This window comes from Nocardia yamanashiensis NBRC 100130, assembly GCF_001613325.1.
Lineage (GTDB): Bacteria > Actinomycetota > Actinomycetes > Mycobacteriales > Mycobacteriaceae > Nocardia > Nocardia yamanashiensis.
In genome coordinates this window covers 24867-48121 of sequence record NZ_BDCD01000043.1, presented here as the reverse complement: position 1 = coordinate 48121, position 23255 = coordinate 24867, and the positions used below count along the sequence as shown (strand labels likewise).

Here is a 23255-nt window from a genome sequence, read left to right as displayed (position 1 = left end):
GCCGCGGCCTCGACGGTGGCGGCCCAGTGGAACCGTGGCGCGGGACGAGCCGTGGTTTCGCCGGAAGGCTCACATATCCGTTGCGCTGCCTCAAACATCTATTCCCATGAGTGGGAATAGCTGGGCTGGGTCCTCGAATGTAGCTTTGGCCCCGCAGCCGTTCTTCCGAGGAATCAGGACCGGATCATGTCAGTCACCGGCACCATCGACCCCGTACTCCTCTCCGTGGCGGCGGTATTACCGACGCCGGAATATTCGACGGAAGAATTGCTCACCGCGGGTCGGGGACGTTTATCCGACAAGCTGGTGGATATGCTGGGCGGACTCGGTGTGCGCAAACGCCATTCCGTGCTGTCGAATTATCCCGACGTGCTCTTCGGCGCCGCCGACCCGGTGCTCGAGATAGAAACAGCCGATCTCGCCGTCGCGGCCGCGCGGCAGTGCTTCGAGAAGTCTGCGGTGTCACCGGATTCGATCGGATTGGTGCTCGGGGTGACCAGCGCTCCCGGCCGGTTGCTCCCCAGCCTGGTGTGCGACGTGATCGCTCGAATGCCCGAAATCCCCAGGACGGTCTCGAATCTCAGCATCGAGTACATGGGGTGTTCGGCGATGGCGAAAGTCGTCGAAACGGCCCGCTGGTATCTGAGCTGCAATCCCGGCAAGAACGTCCTGGTCTGCTTCGCCGAGGCCATCACCCCGATGTCGCCTCCGCTCCCGGGCTTCTACTCCCACTTCTCCGAAGTGCCCGCCGCCCAACGCCAGTCGAGCGTGGACGCACTGCACGGGTTCCTGTTCGCCGACGCCTCGGTAGCCATGATCCTCGGCGCCGAAGGGGAGGGACCCAGTTTCGGTCCGGTGATCAACCTGACGAACGAACTGCCCTCCGACGCCGAACTGGGCACCGTCCCCGACGGCGGCTCCGATATCCCGGTCGTTCACGGACGCCGGATCTACACCCTCAGCGCCGATGTCACGCCGCGCGGGTCGTACTACGCCGAGCAGACCGTACGCCGGCTCCTCGACGAGGATGCCTGCACACTCGAAACCCCGGCCGCGGCCTCGGCTTTGCTGTTGCACACGGGCAGCATCCGGATTCTCGATGCGTTGTGCGACCGGTTCGGCGTCGCGCGCGACGCCGAGAGCATCGCCTCGTCGTACCGGGTGCTACAGGAGTACGGGAACACCCTGGGCTGTTCGGTGCCGTTGATGGTCGCCGAGCCGACCCATCGCACCGCCGGTCAAGCGATTCTCGTCACCTTCGGACTCAGCTTCAGCTGTGGCGCGTTCACCATGACCGTGCCCGAGGGCGGCTGGAGTGCGTGAACGCCGGGGTTGTATCGCCTCGGCCTCGATGCGCTCGAAGCTGCTCGCGGGCAACGGATCCGAGCCCGGATTCGGCGAATGACCGCCCCCTTGAACCCAGTCCTGGGGCTGTCACCGTGTGCCGGCGGGGCCATCGGGGTTCATGAAGCATCGTGACGGGTAGCTACCGTGCCACCAGATTTCGGGGCATCATTTCGCGATCCTTCATTTTGAGAGTTTCACTATGCTTCTTCCGATGATCGACGGCACCATCCCTCTACGAACCGCAGTCATGCTGCGGGATACAGCTATCAAGGTCGGCGCGACGCCGTGGAATCTCGCGAGCTTCCCGGAGGTGGATCCGAGCGCACTCGGGGACGAGCGCTTGCGCGTCCCGATCGAAACGGCGTGGCGGATGTGGGAATTGATCGGGGCCACCGGGGGGCTGTCGGCCGGATTGTGCGCCTCCGAGGCGGCCGCGCCGGGAGTCCTGGGGGTATGGGATTACCTGTTCTCGAGCCGCGCGACTCTGGGGGAGAGTCTGCGCGCGGTCATGGAATTCCGCTCGGCGGTAACCGACCCGGTAGTGGAATGGGAGGTCATCGAGGACGGGGGACTACTGACTGTCCGAGTGGGCGTCGCGGTAGAGGCGGATCCGGTGTTCGTGCCCGTCGAGGAGTTCGTGCTGACGCTGATTCTGCGCAGGATCCGCGAAGCGACCGGTCAGCTGGTTGTCCCGGTACGGGTTGCCTTCACTCATCGGGTCAGTCAGCGCAGGAATGCGTTGATCGATGAATTCGGTACGGGAAGAATCGATTTCGGCGCACCGTACTCCGAGATCACCTTTATCGACGCGAGCACGCTGCCCACCGGCGGCGATCCGGGGCTGGGGAACGTGCTCTGCCGGTACGCCGCGCTGTTGCACACCACGGCCAAGCAGATGCCGGTCTGGAGCGAGCAACTGCATACCGCGATCTCGGAGGCGCTGCTGTGCGGCGAACCCGGGCTGGAGAGCGTCGCGCGGCGCCTGTCGATAAGCCAGCGCACCCTGCAGCGTCGGTTGGCCGAGGCAGGCACCACCTGGAGCGCCGAAATCGAGCAGGTGCGGCATCAGCAGGCACGAGAGTTGCTGCGTGACACCGAACTTCCAGTCCAGTCGATCGCGACCCGAATCGGGTACACCGATGCCCGCACCCTGCGCCGGGCGTTCCATCGCTGGTCCGGCCAGACCCCGGATTCCTTTCGGAAACAAGCGGCCCGGCGGTCGGCGAGCTGAGCTTGCCTTACAGCGGAACACGTTCGGATCCATGGTCGTGACAGTCAGCGCATTCACCAGGCTTTGCCCAGAACACCGGAGTACCGCTGATATTCGTGTGGCGCTGGGGCGGGATCGTCGTCGCGGTGCAGATCGGCCAGCCGATCATTCAGCCACGCTCGCACGAGTGGGTCCTCATCCAGCAGACCGCGGTCGCCCAGAGCCTCTGCCGCGGAGATCGACTGCGGGTCGGTGGTCAGTGAGTGCAGATAGCACAGTCGGGCCGTATCGGGCTGTTCCAGTGCCTCCAGGCATTGGCCGAGCATGAAGTAGGCGTTCGCGCTGACCTGCGGGCCGAGCATAACGGCTTCCTCGTACGCGGTCGCCGCCTGGCGGATCCGCCCGCGCTCGATGAGGACCTGTCCCAGGGTGAGTCGCGCGCGTGGATCCGCGGGCACGTGTTCGACGAAGAGCCGGGCGTAGTCCTCGGCTTGCTGGAGGTCGCCGCGCAGGAGGTACTCCTTGACCCGGCTTTCCAGGAGTGCGTACTGCAGGACTTCCCATTCGGCCCTGTCGTTCGGATCGCTGCGTTCCATGCGGCCGCAGTGCTGTGCGGCGCGGTCCATCTCGCGCGACATGGCCGCGTGTTTGCCTTCCAGCTGGGGCAGCATGGCCGCTATTCGGTGATACCTGCTGGCGAGCCGATGGTAGCGGTTTCCGGTGGCCCCGGATGCTTCGATCGAAGCGAGATGCCGATCCAGATGCGTGCGGAAATCGTCGATATTGCCGAGGTATTTGACGTTCGCGTTGGCGAGGAAATACGTGGCTTCGATATGCGCCCAACTGCCGGGTTGCGCCATGTTTTCGACCTGACGCAGCTCGTCGAGAGTCCGGGCCTCCCCGACACCGTCGATCATCAGATGGAACCGGGAGAGTCCTCGCATGAAAAGTCGTGCGGCCGACTGGTCATCGAGGTCACCGTATATCGGATAATTCTCGTGCTGAAGAATGGCCTCGTGAAAACTTGCGCGGTGCAGGAGCCACAGCGTCCTCAGCTTCGCTTGTTCATCGAGATCTCGGTAGGCATCGAGGTGGTCGCAAAGCTTTTGCCACAAGGGAGTGCGCAGTTCCACACGCAGCTCACCGGGGTGGCCGATATCGTATTGGGGGAGCCGTGCCTGCTTCGTCAGCTCGTGCCGGATCGACGCGGGGGCCGAGATTTGAGGCCGAGCGTAGTCGTCGCTGCCTTCGTCGAATGCTCTGGCAGCGAGCACGAGACCGCTGACCAGCAGATTTCCCGAGCCGTTCCAGGCGCCCAGGTCGAAGAACGGCCGATACAGCCATCCGGTCAGGGTTGCATCGATTTCGGTGCGGCTAGACGACATCCTGCCTCTGTTCGGTAGAGATTTCGGGCGTGTGGGCGCGCCGTGCCCACGTGAAATGGCGCGCCCACAAACTGCCGCCGCCTAGACGACCGAACGACCGGCGGCGGTCGAACCCAGGGTGCGGAAAGGCTTGATCTTCATAGATTCTCCTTGAAATCGGGTGTCGAGAATCGACACCGTATCTCTTGCGTGGCCGCCGCCCAGTCGCACCAGCTGGTGCGCTCGGAAGGCGGTGCCAGCAACACGATATGCGATCCGCAATGCACACTATTCCCGGCAACGGGAACGAGAATCTGGAGTGGATTCATTGCGCCGCAACGAACCTGGCACCATCCGATATCCCCACCGAGGGTAGCCACATGCGTTATCGGCCGGGGGCGGGGCAGCTGCCGCTGCGCCTTGGCAACGATATCCATCGCGAATTCGGTGGCAGTGGGATGCCGTGACGCGAATCGATCTCCAGCGAACGCATCCCTGGCTGCGGGCCGCGGCCGACACGAGCTGCCGATCGGCGGTTCCTGCGGCTCACTGCCGCAACGACACCAGCTTGCGCACCCAGGATCGTTTCGCACCGGGCTCCGGCTGTTCGGTGGCCGCGCCCGCCATCGGGCATCGGGGCTCGGCCGGGGCTGACCCCGGCAGCGGCGTCGCGCGCCGGACGAAGGCGGGCCGCAGCCGCGGGTCCGGCGGCTCATAGTAGCGGTGGAAGGTTGGAGTCAGGCTCGCCGAGAGCGGGGGATTGATCCAGCTCCAATCGGCGGGGCAGACGCGACCCTCGATGCGCTCGCGTTCGACATGATCGATGAACTGTTTGGCGACGGTGTGATGGTCGACCAGATGGACGCGAGACTGCTTGTAGCTGTGCAGGATCGCGCGACTCAATTCGATCAGCGCGCTGTCGCGCCACAGCGTCCGCTCGGTCGAGCAATCCAGCCCGGCGCGTGCGGCGATCTCCGGCAGCAGATCGTAACGGTCGTGATCGCCGAGATTGCGGCCTATCTCGGAGGAGACGTACCAGCCGTTGAACGGCGCGCACGGGTAGCTGAGGCCGCCGATCTCCAGATCCATATTCGAAACAGCCGGCACCGCATGCCATTTCAGCCCGAGGTCGCCGAACCAGGCGTGATCGGGATGGGTGAGCGGCACCTCGAGCACGAGGTCGGCGGGCACTGGAAACAGGTGTATCTGCCCGTTGGGCGATTGGATCAGCAAGGGGAGTACATCGAATCGGCCGCGGGTGCGGGGGCGCCAGCCCCGGTCCATCGCAAGCTCGGTGAGCTCGACATTGGCCGGATCGCCCAGCACGCCGCCCGGAACCCGATACCCCGCGTATCGAATGAGCTGGGAGTTGAGGATTCGGAAGGCGCGCCCCTCGGCATCAGCAGGCGGGGCGACGGTGATGAAGCAGCGGACCGCACCGCCATTGGTGGCGCGGCGCAGATGTTCCCAGCACGCCTGCGCTATGCCGACCGCGCTGCGAGCGGCGCGAGCGTCGAGGACATCCAGTGCTCGCCAGTGCTTGCGGCCGACACAGCGACCGTGATTGCGCCAGGCCAGCCGGGCGCCGATGCGGAGTTCCTCCACGGTGTGGCAATAGGTTCCGGTACGCCTGAACTCACGCAATGCGGTCTTCACTCGCTCCGATGGCAGGTGCGCCAGTTCGGACCGGGCGAAGAACTCCGCGCATTCGCGCAGGCGCTCATCTGAGCCGGGAACGGGCGGTGAGTCCAGGCGGCCGGGAGCGGCGTCAGGCTGCTGTCCGGTCGCGGGCGTCGCGCATCGTCCGGTTCCAGGTACTGCGGTGGAGATCGTCATGAAGTTGTCGCCTTCGTAATCGAGTCAATCTCGCCTGATATCCAGCGCGGCCCCTTCCTGAATTCCTTTCCCGGCGCTGAATATCGCACACTTCGCTCGAGATTTGCCTCGATTCGCCGGCTCCGCTGCCAGGCATGCCCGGTTCATGTCGCGCCAGCCCTCGGGCCCTGGCCGCGCGTTGGCCGGAACGGGATGGTGGTGCCCGGGACGCCCGGAGGAGCGCGAACGCCGCTCTGGCGCAACATGTTCGTGGTGGGGGCTGGCATGGAGCAGGTATCAGCTACAGAAGATCCTTCCCAGCGGTGGAAAGTCCGCAACCTGCGGCTCACGTGAGCGCCGATAGTCTCGCTCCCTGAAAAGACCTGAACACCCGGAGGACTGAACATGTATCTGGATATGCTGACCCAGGCAAATCTGCTCGACCATGAGGTCTGGACGAATCCCGACACATGGAATGTGGCTATGGAGTACACGGCCAAGAAGAAGTCCAAGAAGGGGAGCGGCTTCTGGATTTTCGGCTCGGTCTGCCTCATCGCGGTTGTCGTACTGATCCTCGGCGTCGTCTACATGGTCAACAAGAAGAAGTGACACACCAGGCCCCTCTTCGGGTCCTGACTGATCAGCCCTCGGATGCCACGTCGGGTAAACCCAGCTCGGCCTCGTGGTAGTTGGTGAGGCAGGTTCCGTACGGGCCCATCCGGTAGAGCGCGAGAGTGGTGAGAGTGCCGGTAATGCTCTCGGGGGCGGGCAAGGTATCGAACGGGACACGATACGCGGGGTCGGTGGGCGCGCTCTCGGTGACATGGGGGCGGAAGCGGTCGCCGATTTCGTCGAATCCGGTGTCCCGCAGTTGTTTCAGGCGTTCCGGATCGGCGGGTACAGTTCCGGCGAGCATGGCAGGCAGAGGCTCGCCGAACGGTCCTTCCTGGCGGAGCCGGCCCTGACGAAGCGGCTCGAACGCCTCGACCACGGTCCGCTGCAGAGTCCGCCACTGCGATGTGGCATGGAAGAAGAGTTCAGGGGCGCCGAATGGGTTGTGTCCGTAGTGCTTTCCGAGCGCTTCCACCGGCGGGGTGTGCGCGGCGACGCGGTCGACTGCATCGGCGAGCAGTGGGAGCATCTCACGCGGGGCGGTCAGCATGAAGATCGAGATATGGGGTTCCGCGGGTTCGCTGCCCCAGGGCACGATCTCACCGAGAACGAAGCGCGCGTCCAGACGCTGCCGGCGCATGAGATGACTGAACTGCCGACTGCGACTCGATGATTCATCGCGCATGGGCTGGGGCAGCCGAAGCACGACATCGAGGGTGAGTAGTTCGGCTGGATCGCCGTCCAGCCATAGGGCGGGGATCGAGGGGGATTCCGGCATCCGAGCACTCCTGACAGACGACGAAGTACCGGAACCCTATCGGCAATACAGCACGCTCCCCAACGCTGGTTATACCCGATTGAGCGAGCCGCTGAACAACGGTACGTTGCGCACGTTATGACTGTGGGGTCGACGAGGGCTTGACCAGACGCGACTTCGCCGGGTCGATCCGACCCGGCGATGGCGTGCACGTGGCCACACAGTCCGGTCCGATCGAAAGTCGTTCAGCTGATGGCCGCTGTCACGTTCGGTTTCGTATTCCTGTTCATCGTTGTGGCCGGCGGGCTCAGATCCGTCGAAGTCGGCTGCCAGAACACTCAGAAGATCCATGTCAAGAATGTGTGGCTGTGCGCCGTGCTGTCGTATGCCGTTGCACTGAGCGGGTTTTCGATATTCCTGGTGGTCTCCACGCTGGTCGCGCATTCCCCCTGGCCGAGCTGGGCCGACCTACGTCAGATGCCGTGGTGGGCACCGTTCGGCGGTCTCATCGGCGGCGTCGCGGTAGTCGGCATGATCACTGTTGCCAAGTACGTCGGTATCGCGACCTTCAACGCAGTAGTGATCACAAGTGAAATGCTGGTCGCTCTGGTCATGGATGATCTCGGGCTGATGGGTTTCGCGGAACGGCACCTGAACCCGCCGCGGTTGGTGGCCGCCGCACTGATCACCGTCGCGGTCTTCCTCATGGCTCGTGACACCACACAACGGGCCGTCGAACCACGGCGTGACGTGATCCTGGAAGGGGTTGCCCGATGACCGCTCCCACCACGGTCCGCCCCACACTGTCACGTTCCGCTCTCAGCCTGGTCTTCGTGTTTCTCCTGATCGGCGGCGCGTTGCGGTCAGTGGAGGCGGGCTGCCAGAACTCACTCAAGCTCGCACTGAAGAACGTGTTCCTTTGCGGGGTGATCTCCTATGCCGTCGCACTCGCCGGAGTAGGAACCATTCTCGTTGCGACACTGTGGGTTTCGAAGAAGCGAAACTGGCCGACATGGACAGACGTGCGAACCATGCCCGCATGGGCCCCGTTCGGCGGGCTCACCGGAGGGGCCGCGATCTTCGCCATGATCACCGTCGCCTCCAGCGTCGGAGTCAGCACCTTCAATGCGCTCATCATCGCCGGGCAAATGTTCCTGGCCGCGCTCATGGACCACTACGGGGTCATGGGTTTCCCGCGCCGCCGTATGGATGCCACCCGGGTAGCTGCCTGCGCGATGATCATCATCGGCTCATACCTGCTGGCTAAATACTGAATGAGTGACGCGTCCGGTCCAAGTGCTCAACGACCGATCGGTGGAGCCGGCGGTTTCGGGTAAAGCCAGCCACGCAGAGCTTTCGACACAATGGGCATCGCCACATAGGTCATGAGGACACTGAACAACGCCGCGATCACCAGGGTGCGCACCGGGGTCGGAATCGTGGTCAGGTGCGGTAGGAGCAGCAGGTTGGCTGTCAGCGTAATGGGCAGAATGGCGAGGAACGATCCGATGGCCATCTTCCACCTCGGCGGCGCGAGCGGAGCCGGCGCGAACCATCCCTCGGTGCCGTGCAACACACGGTGGGTGCTCAGACGATGGTGATCGGTATCTATCGCTGCGAGCCAATGAGCACGCTCCGGTGAGTCCAGCCAAGCAAGGTAGGCTTCCTCGTCCGAAAAACGATGCAGGACATGCCATTTATCTCCACCGTGCGCCGGGCGCAGTAATCCCGATCCCAGGTGACCAGGACTCCGCTCGGCCGCCGCCCGCAATCCCGCAAACCACGCTTGGAACTCGGCTTCAAATCCGGGAGCGACCTGCTGTTCGAGCAAGACCGTGACGACATCCGCATCCGGGTCGGCAGACTGTCGCGCCATCATGTCACTCCTCGAGAATCCAATGGGCGCCTGCCTGTATCGCGTAGAGCAGGCGGACGCCGTTGTCGGCCATGCGGACAAACTTGTCGCGGTCGGCCTCGCATCAGCACAGTTGTAGTCGGCTTTGTGAGTCGGTGTCGAGAAATGTTCTTCCAGAGCGAACTTCCGGCCGCCAGTGCGCCACAATCCGTCACCGTGATGAAAGCAGGGCAGGGTGTAAATCCCGCGGACTGAGTCTCAGACGGTCAGGCCGGCGCACCTTGACATAACTAAACAATATCGGCGAAAGTTTCTATACCACAACGCATTTCCATCGGCTGGATGTAGCGCCAGATCGCACACCAGCGTGAGGCTGTTCCAGCCGAGGATGCACCGCGCTCGCGCGTCCGACACCAACTCCGCCGTTGCAGAGCTCGCACCGATTCCCGCACGGTGAAGGTTGTGCGGCACAGTGTGATTCAGGCGCCGATAAGCTACCTTATGTCAGGCTGGGAGTTTGGGGTGTCCCCTACGTCCGCGGCGGCGCTATTGCGGCAGCATGACGCGCGTTGGAATGGTGAATTCTTCCACGGGTTGTGTCAGCGGCAGCGCTTCGATTCTTCCGTCGATGAACTGCCTCTTGGTGATGAATGTGGTGTATCCGTACGGGTTGTAGACCTGAAAGAGACCTTGGTCAATGCCGACTATCACCATCTGATGACCCAGGTCGTGGTCTTCACGAGCGCCCGGTCGGTAGGCCAGGATCGGGACCGGCTTGCCGGCGGCCACCGCAGCCTCGACTTGGGGCAGCACGGATGCGCGAGCATCAGCGTCACTTACCTGGATGGTGCTGTATTTGCTGCCCGTAATCGGTTCCAGCAAGCGGAGGGTGTCCGATTGAGTGGCGGAACCGTTTGCCCAGCCCGAGTATTCGTCGAGGTAGGCGTTCTGAAGTCGGGCCGCGAACTGGGGGGTGCTGTCGCCGGGGCGACTGCCTTCGATGGCGGCGGGTCCCTGCCCCGTCGTCAGTCCGAGCATGTAGACAGGATCGTTCTTGGCGCGCGCCACGATGGCCCCGGCTGCTACACAGTCGGGCGTGATGTCTCCCTGGCTGTAGATCGATACCGCTTGGCCGGTGACCGGGTCGGTGTAGTTCTCCTCGGATCGATAGCGAGCCAGGTGCTGCCCCCGCGACGTCGATCTCGCACCCCCGTCGGTTCCGATCATTGGCTCCAGATGGTCGGACAGCCATACGGGGTCGTCGCCGTGTGCATGGATCAATGCGCTGAAGGAGTCGATATCGGCTCGGGAGTACCCGGCTGCCAATGCTTTCCACAAGTAGGCGCGCTCGGTATTCGATTTCGCGTCCTGGAGTTTCCGCTCGAACTCCATTCGCTCCTCGGAGCTCATGCCGGTCAGGCGCTCCGAGGCACGCTGCAACGCCGTGGGGGTCAGAATCGGATTCTTGCCTGCGGCGTACACGGCACCGCCGACGCCGCTGTAAGCCAATCCGACCGCTTCCAGGGAACCGAGGCCGGGGACGTCCACAAACCGGGCACGGAACTGCTCGATGAGTTGGCGCAGAGCACTCTTCATGTCGTTCCGCATCGCATCGCAAAACAGCGCGGTCTTCTCGCGCACAGTGCAGGCGTCCACTGCCAGTTGCTTGATCCGAAACCGGTCCCCAACGTTCGAGCTGACGTTCGCGCTTATCATCGACGCGACTTCCCTCAGTTGTCGCCGAGCCGATTCGTCGTCGCTTTGAGCTTCTCGCAACGCCCATCCATAGTTCTGTGCGAGTTCAGAACTTGCTTTGAAGGTGGAGTGCATTGCGGTCAGCTGTGATTGCATCCCCATCATGTCCTTCAGCGCGGCGTCTGCCGCACGGCCTCTCCAGTGAGCATCCACCGTAGAGCTGGTTCCGGCCATATCGTGTCCGCACTCGTCAGTTACGGTCGATGCTGTCCCGAAGAGTTCAGCTTCTTTGGCTATCAAGGTGGGTGAGCCTGGCGGTCCTTGCACTTCGATGGCCTGGTTTACGGCGGGGAGCAGGAATTCACGCACCATACTCCCGGAGTCGGCCGAAATAGCTTGCATCCCTTCCCTGAGCTCCGTGAGTATCGCGGAGGGTTGTGGAGGGATGCCTTCATCCGATGGTTTCTCGCGGCTCATGTTTTGTCGCTGAGGACGGTCGAGTAGATCTCGCGGGCGCCGTTATCGTCATGCGCCTCGTATGCGTCGACAGCCGTCGAGAGCAATGACCCGAATTCCTTTGCTGCGCTGTCAGATACGGATACCTCGGCGGTACCCGCACGCCGCAGCTCCGACCACAGGGAGGCGAGGTCCGATTCATCGAAAATCGAGTTCGGCGTTGCGTCGGATCCGTCGCCGGACAGCTTGCCCGCCAGCTGTGCCAGGCGATCGGCGATGTCGCTGATGCTCGCGCGAGCCGCGCGCACCGCGCCCGGATCGAGCCGTAATGTCGATGGTTCGATGCCGGCATTACCGTCTGTGAGTCCACTCATGATGGCTCGGCGGGATCGCGCCGAAGGCTGGCGCGCGGTTCCGTTCCCGGGCGCTCAGCACAGTGGCGACCGCGTCGAGCCACCGAGCGAATCGGTCGTCGAAGGCGACGCCGACAGGCTGCGGGCCCGACATCGCCGCTGCGATCCAGCCACGAACCAGTTGCTCCCGCGCGTGGCCGGTGAACAATTCCGGCATCGAGGACACGGTGGCCAGCCCCGAGGCCCGAACGTATCCGGCCAGGAAGGCCAATCCGGACGAGTCGATGGCCACCTCCTCCGCGCGCAGCGCCGCCGCGATGATCGCGGTGGTGTACCAACCGCCGCAGTCCGCGCCAGCGGGCCGCATTCCCGATGCCAGGGCCGATTCCACATCGAATTCCAACAATTGCCTGTCGATCCGGTACTCGACCGCGCTCATCACGAGCCTCCGCTGTTCGTCACGCACCCGAGCGGCACATCTTCTCTTCATTACCCGGCAACGAATCAACGCTACACAGCGCAGCTCGAAACATATTCCCGCTCATGGCAACAGCACGGGCAACCCTGATTCGAGGCAATAGGCTGCGCAACCACGCCGGGCGCTTCCCACCGGTGGCTACATGAGCGAACCCGGTCGGCACCGTGGGCGCATAGAATCCGGCGGCGAACGATATTTCGCCGAAATATGTTCCAGTAGAAGGGGATTCCATGATCTCGCGAACACCGGCAAGCGTCTCGCGGGTGCTGGCCCGTAGCGTCGCAACCATCGCCTTGGCCGTTGCCGCTCTGGCATCGTTCGGCGCCCAGGCCTCCGCCGAAATCGTCGACCAGGGTTCGGAGGTTCGTTTCGAACAGACGCATCCGCGGCCGCATGATCCGTACGGGATGGGCGGCGGGTACGGCTCGCGTAACTATCCCGGTCCGCCCATCGACTTCTGGCCCTCGCCCTGGAGCATGTTCGATCCGGGACCCTGGCGGCCGGGATTCGATGGCTGGGCGCCCCGTTCGTACCGTTGCTCGGGTTCCTTCGGCAGCTGCTGAGCCACGGTTACGCGGTGGGAGGCTTCCGCTGCGGAGGAGCCTCCCACCACCCTTTCGGTGGCCACGTAAATCAACCCTTCGATGTTGCGGAGAACAATCGAATGTCCTTGTCACGTCGAGGATTCTTGGCGGCGACGGCACTGGGCGCGACGGTAGGGGCGTTCAACGGGTTCGACGCTCGGGCCGCGCCGCCCGCCATCACTCGCGATGAGCCGGCCTACTCGTCACTGGTCCGGCGTGGCTACAATCGGCGCTTCATCGCTCAACCCGATCGAATCCATACCCCTTCCAGCACAGCCGAATTGCTGGAAGCTGTACAGCGATCTGTGCGCGATGATCTCCGCATCGCAGTCCGATCCGGCGGGCACGGTTTCGACGACTTCGTCGACGGCGCGGACACCAAGGCCCTGATCGACTTGCAGCGGTTGAACACAGTGGACTGGGATCCCGAGCTGCGGGCCTTCTCGATCGGCGCGGGCACCGACCTCGATACCGTCTACCGCGAGTTGGCCCGCTGGGGGGTGACCGTTCCGGGCGGCCTGTGCCTCGGGGTCGGGGTGGGCGGGCATATCAGCGGGGGCGGTTTCGGTCCGCTGTCACGGCAATTCGGCTTGGTCGCCGATCACCTCTACGGTGTAGAGGTCATCACTGTCGACGCAACCGGCAAAGCTACGCTGGCCTTGGCCACTCGTGACGGCCCGAACCGCGATCTTTGGTGGGCCCACACCGGCGGTGGCGGCGGCAATTTCGGGATCGTCACCCGATTCCTGTTGCGTTCGCCCGCCTCCGACGGCACCGATCCGACGCTAGCGCTCCCCCGCGTGCCCGAGACCGTGCTCATCGGCCAGCTGGACCTCCCCATGCCGATGGTGACCGAGGACTCCTTCTTACGACTGCTGCGCAACTATCTCGATTTCCACGACCAGCACCGTGATCCGGGTGATCCGTTCACGAATGTGTTCGCCCGGTTGGCGGTTCGCCCGCTTATCGAGAGCTTCACCGATCTGCTGGTCTTCTCCTACGGCGAACCGGCCGAAACGCAATCTCGCCTCGATGAATTCCTGACCGCCGTCAGCGCCGGCGTCACCCCCTCCCCCATCGTGCTGCCACCGGTCCGACTCGGCTACCTCGACAGCATCGGCAGCTATTATGCCCCGCCGCCACCGATTCCCGGCCGGATCAAGATCAAAGCCGCTCTGCTGCGGCAGCCCTACACCGACAGCCAGCTTCGCGTCCTGTACCGGGCGCTCACCGATCCTGCCCTGAAACGCGAAACCTTTCTGGAGTTCTCGCCTTTAGGCGGCGCGATCAACGCTGTTGCTCCCGACGCAACCGCCATGCCTGCCCGGGACACGATGATGAAGATGCTTCTGCACGCCGCATGGAACGATCCCGCCGACGACGACCGCTTCATATCTTGGGTCCGAAAGACCTATGCAGAGGTCTATGCCGAGACGAGCTCGGTCCCGGTCCCCGGGCAGCGTGACGGTGGCAGCTACATCAATTATCCGGACCCGGACCTGGCCGATCCCCTCTGGAACACCTCCGCCACACCCTGGCATGAGCTTTATTACGCGGGCAACTATCCCCGGCTACAACGCGTCAAGTCCGTCTGGGACCCGAAAAACAACTTCCGCCATCAACTCTCGGTGCAACCGGGGTGATTACATGGCCTCGGGCCGTTTGAAAGTGTAGCGGCACTTATCTTCTCGTGGATACAAACTCCCAGCACTGGTGGGTCCGGGTTCCGCTCCGATGTTAGTTTCGCCTTTTGCCACTAATGACCTACCCAGGGGAGCTCATGGCGATCGATCGGATCGAACCAACCGGAAATCAGGTGTTGTTCAACCCGGATAGGTTCGGGAAAGCCGTCGCGGGAATCGCCGAGGCCGCCAACGAGATGTCCGGCGTGGCGATCGCGAATCCCGACATCATGAGTATCGAACCGAAGATGTTCGGTGAGCTCGGGCCGGCCGTAGCGAGATTCCACAGATCCTGTTCGAGCGACGCGGAGTCCGCTACGCGTACCTTGCGGAAAGTCGCGTCGTCCTGCAGCGACGCGGGAACAGCCTTCGAGCAGGTCGATGCGGCGGGGCACGCGCTCGTGACCTCGGCCATGACCGGTGACCCCGGCTCGACGGACATTCTCTCGCGGCTGACACATACCCACGCCATCGACCAAACTCAGCCGATAAGCGTCGACCCGTCCGGGCTGGAGAGTCTGACTCAGAAGCTCGACAAGATCGAGCAGATGGATCGAGACCTGGTCGAATTGATGCACAGGGGTGAGCAGATGCCGCCGATACCCGAGGTGCCCCCAAAGGTCTTGGGTGCTGAGGTGCTAGGCGAATCAAGGGTGGAAGGGCGGCAGGGATGAGCGAGGGTGATGTGCGGCAGCTGCGAAGTCTGTGGGAATCGCTCAAGGCCCTGAATTTCAGATATGGCCGACCCGAGGCGGAGGCCTTGGCGGTCACGATCAAGTCGGCGATGTCGCCGAAGCTCGCACCGAAGGGTGATCCGGCCGCAGTTTTCGCGCAGGCAGAGATTTACCGCATCGCGGCGGATGCATCGAAAAAGGCCAACGCCGCGCTGCACACCGTGACCTCGTCCGACCTCCCGGAAGCATGGCGCGGTAGAGCGGCCGATACGCATACCGAGGTGTTGGATGCGTCGACCGTTCAAGCACAGGGCATCACCGCTAGTTATGAAACCGGCCATGCCACGCTGAACGACTTCCACGACGACCTCCGCCAAGCGCACGATCGTGATCGAAACGGCTGTGCGCTACTGCAAGACGCCGCCGAGCGCATCGATGCGATCCTTGCGCAATCCCCGCCGAGAGGGGCAGATTACGAACTGGCCTTGTCCCCGATCCGGGAAATCGCGTTACAGGGGTGTACAGACCGGCTCACAGCCGCGAAGACCGCGACGGAAAACGTGCAGGCTTACATCGACCGGCTCGAATCGGCGATTCGGGACTCACCCGGAGCACGGTTCCTGAAGGATCCTGACGGTGCCCTCGCCTCTGCCTATCTCGCCGATCTGTTGACCCCGACCGAGATGGCTACGGCAAATCAACGCCGCAGGGATATGACCCCAGCCGAGTACAACTCCTTCACCGGGCTGCTGGCACAGGCAACCTCGGCCAGCGAGGTCGCCGCCCTCTGGAAAGCGCTGGGGTCGAGCCGGCCTTACAGTCCCGCCGAACTCGCTGCTCTAGGCCAGGCGCTGCGCTCGAACATACCTCCAGGCGCGAGCGCGGGGCACGCGTCAACCCCTGACAAGGGTGGCGTAGTAGTACCACCTAGTTCCGATGTCGATCTATCGAAGCCACACACACCGAATCTCCGAGAGATAGAAATGACTCCACCTCTCGATGTACCACTGGCCGTGGGACAGGACCCGGTCCCGCTCCAAGGCGACGTCTCGAAGTCGCTGCCCGTACCGCCGCCTGGGCCAGCACCGGTACCTCCGGACAAGCGATAAATCCATCGCGTGCGGCCGTCGGCGCGCGGTCGCACGCGATGCAGCTTTCGTCTGTGACGTGGCGGTGATTGGCGCGCGCCGGGAGAGCTGTCAGACGACCGCCATCACCATGATCGCCACCGCCGCGAGGACGAGGTAGATGCCGGCTGCCACGCGTAACCCGAAGCGCAGCAGCACATGTTCGGAGACACCCGCGTTCGTGGCGCGATCACCGGCCACCGCCAGGATGAGCATGATCATCGGCAGCGAGGTGAATACGGTGTGGCCGGCGGCGCTGTTCTGCAACGCGGCGAACCAGGTGCCGAGGCCGGTGGGCGCGAGGTCTTGTTGCAGTGACATCATCAGCACGTCGCCGCCGACGTTCGAGCCGGTGACGAAGCCGCTGAGCATGCCGAGTGCGGGTGCGGCGCAGGCGATTACCATGGTCGGAGCGTTGGCGAGCGCATCCCCCAGAGCGCTGATCATTCCGCTGTCGGCCATCAGGCGGCCCAGGATCACGAAGCCGGTCAGGGCGAGCAGGGGCCGGGTGACGCGGTTCATGGCGGCGCGGGCATCGAGTAGATGTGGACGTCCGCGGTCCAGCAGCAGGGCGGCGGCCAGCAGCGGGAGACCGGGCGAGGACAGGAGTGCGAAGCTCGCGCCGCCGGTGTGCAGCGCTAAGGGAGCGACACCGGCGGCGGTGGCGATGCGCAGCACGGCGATTCCGCCCAGGACCAGTCCGTAGGCGTGCAGGACCGGGCGCGGCGGGATCAGTCCGCCCGTGGCGCCGTGCCGGTCCTCCCGGTTGATCTCGTGGTGACGCTCGACGTTTCCGGTAGCCGCAGCGGTATGAGCGAGTACCTCGGAGGGCTCGGACGCCCGGGGTCGCCGTAGCGCGCACAGGGCCAATCCCATTGCGGAGGTGAATAATCCGGCCAATACACCCGCCGGAGGAACCACTCCCAGTCGATTGCTGATCAACAGGCCCGACGCGAGCACTCCCCCGGCTCCGGCGGCCAGGACCGCGGTGCGGAGGCGTCGTTCCGGGCGGGACAACAGCGCGGCCCAGACGGTCAGCAGGGGGAAGATCAGGGCGCTGGTGACAGCGGTGGCGGTTCCCAATGTGGTCACCGAGACACCGGCGAGCGCGGCCCCGATGACGGTAGCCAGCCCCAGGGTCCCCCACGGCATGATGTTCATTCCGAGCATCGCCTGTCGCAGCGCGGTCGCGGGCGGGGCGAGGGCCAGCAGCACCGGGACGGTGACCAGCAGCGATACTCCGAATCCGGTGAGCGCCTCCACGGTCGGCGCGATGCCGGCCACGACGAGTGCGATCTTCGCCGGGCCGGACAGCGGTAGCGCGCGTACCCATTCCTGCAAGGATTCGTGTACGCCGCGGCGGGTGAGCACCTGGCTGAGGTAGACGCCGGGCAGCATGACCGCGGCGGCATTGAGCACCAGCAGGCCCGCCGCGCCTGCTCCCGCGCCGAGCCGCTCACCCGGTACCGCGAATTCCGGCCGCCACCAGACGATTATCACCGCGGCGAGCGCACCGGCCGCGGCGGCCCAGTGCGCGGGCCGCCGCAGGCCGGTGATCATCGCCAGCACCACGATCAGCGGGAGTACCGCCAGTACCCACATCATTTGCTTCTCGAAACCTCTCGTCGTGTCGGAACAATCGCTATCCAGCGTGGCGGGGCGGGTGTGTCGCGGTCTTGAACAAAAATCTCACGCCTGGAGATGCCCGGACCGAAGCTCGCCTTCCCATCGGCGGGATGCCGGGATCGGCGAATCCCCCACCGGCAGCGATAGATTCCGGGAATGAGGCGCCTGCCATCCCGTACCGCACCGGCACTCGACGTCCACGCGTCATCCCGGCACGCCCCCTCGTCACCGCCGTACGCGGTCAAGTCGTTCCGACGTGCCTTCAGCCGCGATGCACACCGTAAGGTCCGGCGCGAGAGCGAAGGGTTCAGTCTGAGCATGCGTCTGAAGAACTGGAACACCGTTGCAGTAGCACGTGATTCAAACGAACCACACCTGAGCGCAACTGCCGGACTCCCCGCCGGCGTACACCGGACCGGGCGGGAGCGTCGAAGCGGCGCCGGACGGTTGAGCTGCGTTGTCGCCGCCGCGCTGTTGTTCGGTTCGATCACCGCTTGCTCACCGGGGGCCGGTACCGGACCGGAGAATTGTGTCGCGGCGTCGAACGGGGTACCGGTGTCGGCCGCAGCCCGGGACGGACAGTCTACGACGGATCTGAGTCGGCACCCCGAGATCAGCAGCGGCTACCGCTCCGGTATGACGCCGGTGCGAACGCGGTCCTTCGCGGTATCCACCGCGAATCCGATCGCGACCGAGGCCGCGTGCCGTGTGCTGTTGGACGGTGGAACGGCGGCGGACGCCCTGGTCGTCGCCCAGACCGTGCTGGGCCTGGTCGAACCTCAGGCTTCGGGGCTGGGCGGCGGCGGGTTCGTGCTCTACTACGACGGCACGGCCAAGACCCTCGACGCCTATGACGGTCGTGAGACCGCGCCGGCCGCCGCGAACGGCGACTATTTGCGCTGGGTCAGCGAAACCGATCACGCCGCACCGCAACCGAACACCCGTGAGTCCGGCCGGTCTGTCGGCGTCCCGGGCATACCGCGTCTACTGGAGCTGGTGCATCGCGAACACGGAAAGCAAGCCTGGCGTGAGCTGTTCGATCCCGCGATCTCCTTGGCCGACAACGGGTTTCGGGTAAGTCCGCGACTGGCCGGGCAGATCGCGGACTCCGCCGCCGGGCTGGCCCGCGATGACAACGCCAAGCAGTACTTCCTGCGCGCGGACGGCACCGCCAAGCCCGCGGGGTCGACGTTGACCAACCCTGCTATGGCCAAGGCGCTCTCGGCGCTGGCGAGCGAGGGGGCCGACGCCTTCTACACCGGGGCGATCGCCGCCGATATCGTGGCTGCCGTGGAGTCCGCGGCGAACGGGCGCACCCCGGGCCGGATGTCGGCGGCCGACCTCGCGTCGTACCGGGCGAAGAAGCGGACCGCGGTATGCGCGCCGTATCGCACCCGCGAGGTATGCGGTATGCCCGCCCCCTCATCGGGCGGCATCACCGTGGCGGCGACGCTGGGCATCCTCGCCAACTTCCACCTCCCCTCGATGAAACCGAGTGGGACCGAGGGCGATACGGATGCCGCCCGCAATGGCGGCGTTCCCGCGGCCGCGGCCGTCCATCTGATCGCCGAGGCGGAACGTCTCGCCTACGCCGATCGTGACAAGTACGTCGCGGATCCCGATTTCGTTGCGTTGCCGGGTGGTTCGCCCCAGACTCTGCTGAATCAGGACTACCTGAAGCAGCGTGCGAGGCTGATCGACCCCAATCGCAGCATGGGCACCGCCAAGCCGGGCGATTTCGGCGCGGTTCCCGTCGGCGTCGGACCGCAGCCGCCCGAGCACGGCACCAGTCATATTTCCGTCGTCGACCGCTACGGCAATGCCGCCACCATGACCACTTCCGTCGAATCCGCCTTCGGCTCTTTCCATCTGGTCGACGGCATCGTGCTCAACAATCAGCTCACCGATTTCGCGGCCGAGCCGATCGGCGCCGACGGCGTGCCGGTGGCCAATCGCATCGAGGCCGGAAAACGCCCTCGCAGTTCGATGGCTCCCACCCTGGTTTTCGAGCGGAATCTCGACGGTACCCGCGGCCCGCTGACCTACGTCACGGGTTCACCCGGCGGTGCGGTGATCATCCAGTACGTGGTGAAAACCCTGGTGGCGCTTCTTGATTGGGGGTTGAATCCGCAGCAGGCGGTATCCCTGGTGACCTTCGGCGCTACCAACTCACCGGTCACCGGTCTCGGCGGGGAAAACCCGGCGATCGACGCCACCGACAATGGCGTCCACGATCCGCTGGCATCGAAACTGCGGCAGCTGGGTCATCAGGTCTCGACGACGCCGCAGATCAGCGGCGCTTCGGCGCTCGTGCGTGAAGCCGACGGCTGGGTGGGTGGCGCCGATCCCCGCCGGGAAGGCGTCGTGCTGGGAGATCTGCTCAACCGCTGAGGGAGCGCCGGGTTTTCACTCCTGCCGTTGCGCGGCGCGGGCCTGCTCCGGATCGGTCGGCAGGGTTCCGATGCGATGCCGCAGGGTCGGGGTGTCGACGGCGGGCCGGTGCACCACTCGCATCGCCTCGTCGCCCCGGCCGGCGGCGATGAGCGCGATGCTGTGCAGTGCTTCGGTGGGTTGCCTGGTCTGTGTGTCGGCGAAGGCGTTGTATCCCGTGTGGATTCGCTTGGGATTGTCGAACGGCGGGGTGCTGGGCGGTTCTGCGGCGACGCGGACGGCATGGAAACGCTCGTTCGCGGGGTCGGGACCGTGGCCGGTGTTGAGGAACCGGCCCTGTCCGGCGGCAGTGTCCGCGCCGACCACGGTGACCGGGTCGCGGTGGGAGGCGAGCACGTAGACGTTCTGTTTGCCGATGCCGAAATCGGCGGCGCGGGTGAGCGGTCCGGCACCGGGAGCCCCGGACAGGATGATCTGGTCGATCTCACCGGCCAGTCGACCGCCCTGGCCGGCGTGACAGATCGTGGTCGAGCCGAAACTGTGCCCGAGGAGGGTGTGCAGGCGCGGCTCTGTCGCGCCGCCGGGCAGACCCGCCCAAGCATCCCGGGTCGCGTTGTAGCTCACCAGGTCCCGCGTCACCACGTAACCGCCGACTTCGGCGAAGATCGGTTTGGCCGGTTCGGGCGGCAGCATCGCGATCGGATGGCGGTAGCCGATGTCGATGATCGAGGCAATACGGTTGTGGCCGGCGTAGCGGGTGGTCATCTCCCACTCGTTGCCGACCAGCCTCGCACGGTTCTCCAGTTTGCGTGCCGTGGTGCCCACGCCGCCGATGTGCCGGGTGACGATCTCGGCGCGGTCGGCGTCGCCGATCGAGACCACGATTCGGCCGTTGCCTTTATAGGCACGCGGGTTGTAGGCGAGCACCTGCACTTCGCGAGCGCCGAGTGTGTGAGCGCGCCGTTCGAGGTCCGCGAGATGATCACGAATCCGAACGATATTGCGTAACGTCATCAACTCGGCTTTCGGCAGCCCGCTGCGGCGGCCGGTCGGCCGCCAGACCAGATGTGCTTCCAGATCCTGGGTGATGGCAAGGCGATTCGCGCGGTCCCGGTAGGCATAGGGGATGCCGTCGGTATTGCCGATGAGATGTGGCCGCACCCGGACCATCGCCGATCGCTGTTCCTCGGACAATCCATGCCACCAGTGGGCATTGCGGGTGGCACGGCGCCGGGCCGCGGCGACGACGTCACCCGGTTCGATCGGGGTTACCAGTGATTCCAGATCCGCGGCCGGACCGAAGTGTTTCTTCAGATCGGCGATCGCTTCGGCGGCGAATTGGCGCTCCGCCGCGGAGATAGGCGTATTGGCCGGGAGCGAGGAACCGAGATGGCGTGCCGCGGAGGCATTCTGCGGGGACGGGAGGTCGCGGCCGGACGCTTTGGTCAGCCTGACCGGCCCCGGTCGGCCGCTCGCCTCGATCTCGCGCCCGAGGCGGTCGTCGAGGCGCAGCTTCGCCTCGACGTCCTGCCGTGCGACTCGCGCCGGGCGCTCGCCGACGTCGTGCAGCACCCGGCCGTGACGCCGCGTTATGCGCTGCAAGTCCTGTGTGATCCGGGTGAGCGCCATGCGCAGTCCGGGGGCGGCGGTGCCCTTCTTCGGGATCACGCGGCACTGGCGGCAGGCTGCCGGCTTCGCGGCCGGGCGTTTCCGGTCGTGCCGATGCTGTTGTCTACCAAGACCTCTCGCTGGGTAGATGCTCCGATTCGGTAGGTCCGGCGATGTCCTCGAGCGAGCGGCCTTCGGCGTCGACAGCGAGGGCGCGGGCGATCAGCCCGCCGCCGATCATGATGGTCGCGCCGAGCAGATATCCCAGTAACAGCCGGTCCGGCCGGGTGCCGTCACCGATGAGCGCACCGTAGACGACCGGGCCGAGCGCGCCGACGAGCTGCGCGATGGCGAAGAACACCGCGATCGCCTTGGCGCGCACCTCGAGCGGGAAGATCTCACTGACGGTGAGATAGGCGGAACTGGCTCCGGCGGAGGCGACGAAGAAGATCGCGCACCAGCACAAGGTCTGAGTGATGGCATTCAGCAAGCCGCCGTAGAACAGCGCGGCGGAGACGGCCAGCAGGACGCCCGAGAGAATGTAGGTGCCCGCGATCATGACCCGGCGACCGACGGTGTCGAAGTAGCGGCCGAGCGCCAAGGGGCCGATCAGGTTTCCGATCGCGAAGGCTGCGAGGTAGAGCGGCGTGCTGGTCGCAGGGACGTCGTAGAACGCGCCGAGCACCAGCGTGTAGGTGAAGAAGATAGCGTTGTAGAGGAACGACTGGCTGATCATCAGTGCCGCGCCCAGTAGCGCGCGAGAAGGGTACTCGCGGAACAGGACTCGGGTCAGCGCGAGGTAGCCGATCCGGTTGGCGGGTGTGACGCGCACGGCTCGTGCCTCATCGACCGGGAGCAGTTCGACGCCGCTGGCCGCCACTTCACGCTCGATCTCGGCGATGGATTCCTCGGCCTGGGGTTCGCGGCCGTGCATGATCTGCCAGCGTGGGCTTTCGGGAAGGTTGCGCCGCACGAGCACGATCGCCACCCCGAGGATGGGTCCCAGCAGGAATCCGAGCCGCCAGCCCAGATCCGGGGTGAGCCGGTCGAGCAGAATGTAGGTGCCCAGCGTCCCGATCAGCGCACCGGCCCAATAGGTTCCGTTCACCGCGATATCGACCCGGCCGCGGTAGCGGGCCGGGATCAGTTCGTCCACGGCGGAATTGATGGCCGCGTACTCGCCGCCGATGCCGACCCCGGCGATGAATCTGGTCAGATACAGGAACACCAGCCACCCGCCGCTGTTGCCGAGGGTGAGCGCGGTCAAGCCGCTGCCGAACAGATAGATGGCCAAAGTGACCAGGAAGAGTTTGCGCCGACCGAGCCGATCGGACAGGTCGCCGAAGACCAAGGCGCCGACGACTTCTCCTACCAGATAGACCGTCGCCATCAGGCCGACCGCGGTGGTGGACAGATGCAATGTCCCGGGTTCGGTGAGCAGGTCGGCGACCGCGCCCGCCACGGTGATCTCGAGACCGTCGAGCACCCACGCCACCCCGAGCGCGATCACGAGGCGGGTATGAAATCCGGACCACGGCAGGCGATCTATTCGTGCCGGTATCAATGTTGTAGGGGCACCGTTGTTTTCGGCCGCTTCCGCCATCACAACTCCTGAATCCAC

Annotated in this window: 20 protein-coding genes; 10 read left to right on the top strand and 10 right to left on the bottom strand. The window is 64.9% G+C overall.

All coding sequences use genetic code 11. The annotated features are described in order from the left end of the window. The first annotated feature begins 186 nt into the window (after window positions 1–186). Together NY1_RS37370 and NY1_RS37365 are read left to right on the top strand one after the other, a co-directional pair. The gene (locus NY1_RS37370) at window positions 187–1323 is read left to right on the top strand and encodes a 3-oxoacyl-[acyl-carrier-protein] synthase III C-terminal domain-containing protein (protein WP_067722037.1); all 1137 of its coding nucleotides are present in this window, start codon (window positions 187–189) and stop codon (window positions 1321–1323) included. A gap of 235 nt (window positions 1324–1558) precedes the next feature. After that, window positions 1559–2578 (top strand): AraC family transcriptional regulator, encoded by a 1020-nt coding sequence (locus NY1_RS37365; RefSeq protein ID WP_067722035.1) that lies wholly within the window; start codon window positions 1559–1561, stop codon window positions 2576–2578. A 53-nt stretch (window positions 2579–2631) separates the two neighbouring features. Here NY1_RS37365 and NY1_RS37360 read toward each other — a convergent pair whose 3' ends face one another. Further along, a complete protein-coding gene (locus NY1_RS37360; protein ID WP_067722026.1) occupies window positions 2632–3942 on the bottom strand; it encodes a tetratricopeptide repeat protein in 1311 nt (436 codons plus the stop codon). Window positions 3943–4467: 525 nt separating this feature from the next. After that, window positions 4468–5757: a nitric oxide synthase oxygenase gene (locus tag NY1_RS37355; protein ID WP_084536083.1), complete on the bottom strand. Its 1290-nt coding sequence runs from the start codon at window positions 5755–5757 to the stop codon at window positions 4468–4470. A gap of 396 nt (window positions 5758–6153) precedes the next feature. Here NY1_RS37355 and NY1_RS37350 point away from each other — a divergent pair, with 396 nt between their 5' ends. After that, window positions 6154–6345 (top strand): hypothetical protein, encoded by a 192-nt coding sequence (locus NY1_RS37350; RefSeq protein ID WP_157762730.1) that lies wholly within the window; start codon window positions 6154–6156, stop codon window positions 6343–6345. 31 nt (window positions 6346–6376) lie between these two features. Here NY1_RS37350 and NY1_RS37345 read toward each other — a convergent pair whose 3' ends face one another. Next, window positions 6377–7126 (bottom strand): hypothetical protein, encoded by a 750-nt coding sequence (locus tag NY1_RS37345; RefSeq protein WP_067722021.1) that lies wholly within the window; start codon window positions 7124–7126, stop codon window positions 6377–6379. Window positions 7127–7357: 231 nt separating this feature from the next. Here NY1_RS37345 and NY1_RS37340 point away from each other — a divergent pair, with 231 nt between their 5' ends. Next, window positions 7358–7882, top strand: a complete 525-nt coding sequence (locus NY1_RS37340) for a DMT family transporter (protein WP_067722019.1) — start codon at window positions 7358–7360, stop codon at window positions 7880–7882. After that, window positions 7879–8379 carry a DMT family transporter gene (locus tag NY1_RS37335; protein ID WP_067722014.1) on the top strand — a complete coding sequence of 167 codons (501 nt, stop codon included), beginning with the start codon at window positions 7879–7881 and terminating at the stop codon, window positions 8377–8379. The genes NY1_RS37340 and NY1_RS37335 overlap by 4 nt, the downstream gene beginning before the upstream one ends. A 26-nt stretch (window positions 8380–8405) precedes the next feature. Here the strand turns inward: NY1_RS37335 and NY1_RS37330 are convergent, their stop codons facing one another. The 4 genes from NY1_RS37330 to NY1_RS37315 form a co-directional block, all read right to left on the bottom strand. Continuing rightward, the gene (locus NY1_RS37330) at window positions 8406–8984 is read right to left on the bottom strand and encodes an antibiotic biosynthesis monooxygenase (RefSeq protein ID WP_084536079.1); all 579 of its coding nucleotides are present in this window, start codon (window positions 8982–8984) and stop codon (window positions 8406–8408) included. Window positions 8985–9506: 522 nt separating this feature from the next. Further along, window positions 9507–11132, bottom strand: a complete 1626-nt coding sequence (locus NY1_RS37325; RefSeq protein WP_157762729.1) for a C39 family peptidase — start codon at window positions 11130–11132, stop codon at window positions 9507–9509. Continuing rightward, window positions 11129–11485, bottom strand: a complete 357-nt coding sequence (locus NY1_RS37320) for a type VII secretion target (RefSeq protein WP_084536077.1) — start codon at window positions 11483–11485, stop codon at window positions 11129–11131. Before NY1_RS37320 ends, NY1_RS37325 begins: the two co-directional genes overlap by 4 nt. Next, complete coding sequence (locus NY1_RS37315; RefSeq protein ID WP_067722005.1) at window positions 11463–11903, bottom strand: hypothetical protein; 441 nt, start codon at window positions 11901–11903, stop codon at window positions 11463–11465. The genes NY1_RS37320 and NY1_RS37315 overlap by 23 nt, the downstream gene beginning before the upstream one ends. Before the next feature lie 269 nt (window positions 11904–12172). Between NY1_RS37315 and NY1_RS37310 the strand changes: the two genes are divergently transcribed. The 4 genes from NY1_RS37310 (at window position 12173) to NY1_RS37295 (ending at window position 15991) form a co-directional block, all read left to right on the top strand. Beyond that, window positions 12173–12505, top strand: coding sequence for a hypothetical protein (locus tag NY1_RS37310; RefSeq protein WP_067722003.1), 333 nt, complete (start codon window positions 12173–12175; stop codon window positions 12503–12505). A gap of 125 nt (window positions 12506–12630) precedes the next feature. Beyond that, the gene (locus tag NY1_RS37305) at window positions 12631–14169 is read left to right on the top strand and encodes an FAD-binding oxidoreductase (protein WP_233434657.1); all 1539 of its coding nucleotides are present in this window, start codon (window positions 12631–12633) and stop codon (window positions 14167–14169) included. Window positions 14170–14306: 137 nt separating this feature from the next. Next, window positions 14307–14882, top strand: coding sequence for a hypothetical protein (locus NY1_RS37300; RefSeq protein ID WP_157762728.1), 576 nt, complete (start codon window positions 14307–14309; stop codon window positions 14880–14882). Next, window positions 14879–15991, top strand: coding sequence for a hypothetical protein (locus tag NY1_RS37295; protein WP_067721999.1), 1113 nt, complete (start codon window positions 14879–14881; stop codon window positions 15989–15991). Before NY1_RS37300 ends, NY1_RS37295 begins: the two co-directional genes overlap by 4 nt. A 90-nt stretch (window positions 15992–16081) precedes the next feature. Here NY1_RS37295 and NY1_RS37290 read toward each other — a convergent pair whose 3' ends face one another. After that, complete coding sequence (locus NY1_RS37290; RefSeq protein ID WP_067721997.1) at window positions 16082–17614, bottom strand: L-lactate permease; 1533 nt, start codon at window positions 17612–17614, stop codon at window positions 16082–16084. A gap of 657 nt (window positions 17615–18271) precedes the next feature. On the opposite strand from NY1_RS37290, the gene NY1_RS37285 reads away from it, so the two are divergent. After that, window positions 18272–20026: a gamma-glutamyltransferase family protein gene (locus NY1_RS37285; protein WP_233434656.1), complete on the top strand. Its 1755-nt coding sequence runs from the start codon at window positions 18272–18274 to the stop codon at window positions 20024–20026. Between the two features lie 15 nt (window positions 20027–20041). Here the strand turns inward: NY1_RS37285 and NY1_RS37280 are convergent, their stop codons facing one another. Beyond that, the gene (locus NY1_RS37280; protein ID WP_067721993.1) at window positions 20042–21694 is read right to left on the bottom strand and encodes an alpha/beta hydrolase; all 1653 of its coding nucleotides are present in this window, start codon (window positions 21692–21694) and stop codon (window positions 20042–20044) included. Between the two features lie 64 nt (window positions 21695–21758). Next, window positions 21759–23237, bottom strand: a complete 1479-nt coding sequence (locus tag NY1_RS37275) for an MFS transporter (RefSeq protein WP_067721989.1) — start codon at window positions 23235–23237, stop codon at window positions 21759–21761. Between the last annotated feature and the right edge of the window lie 18 nt (window positions 23238–23255).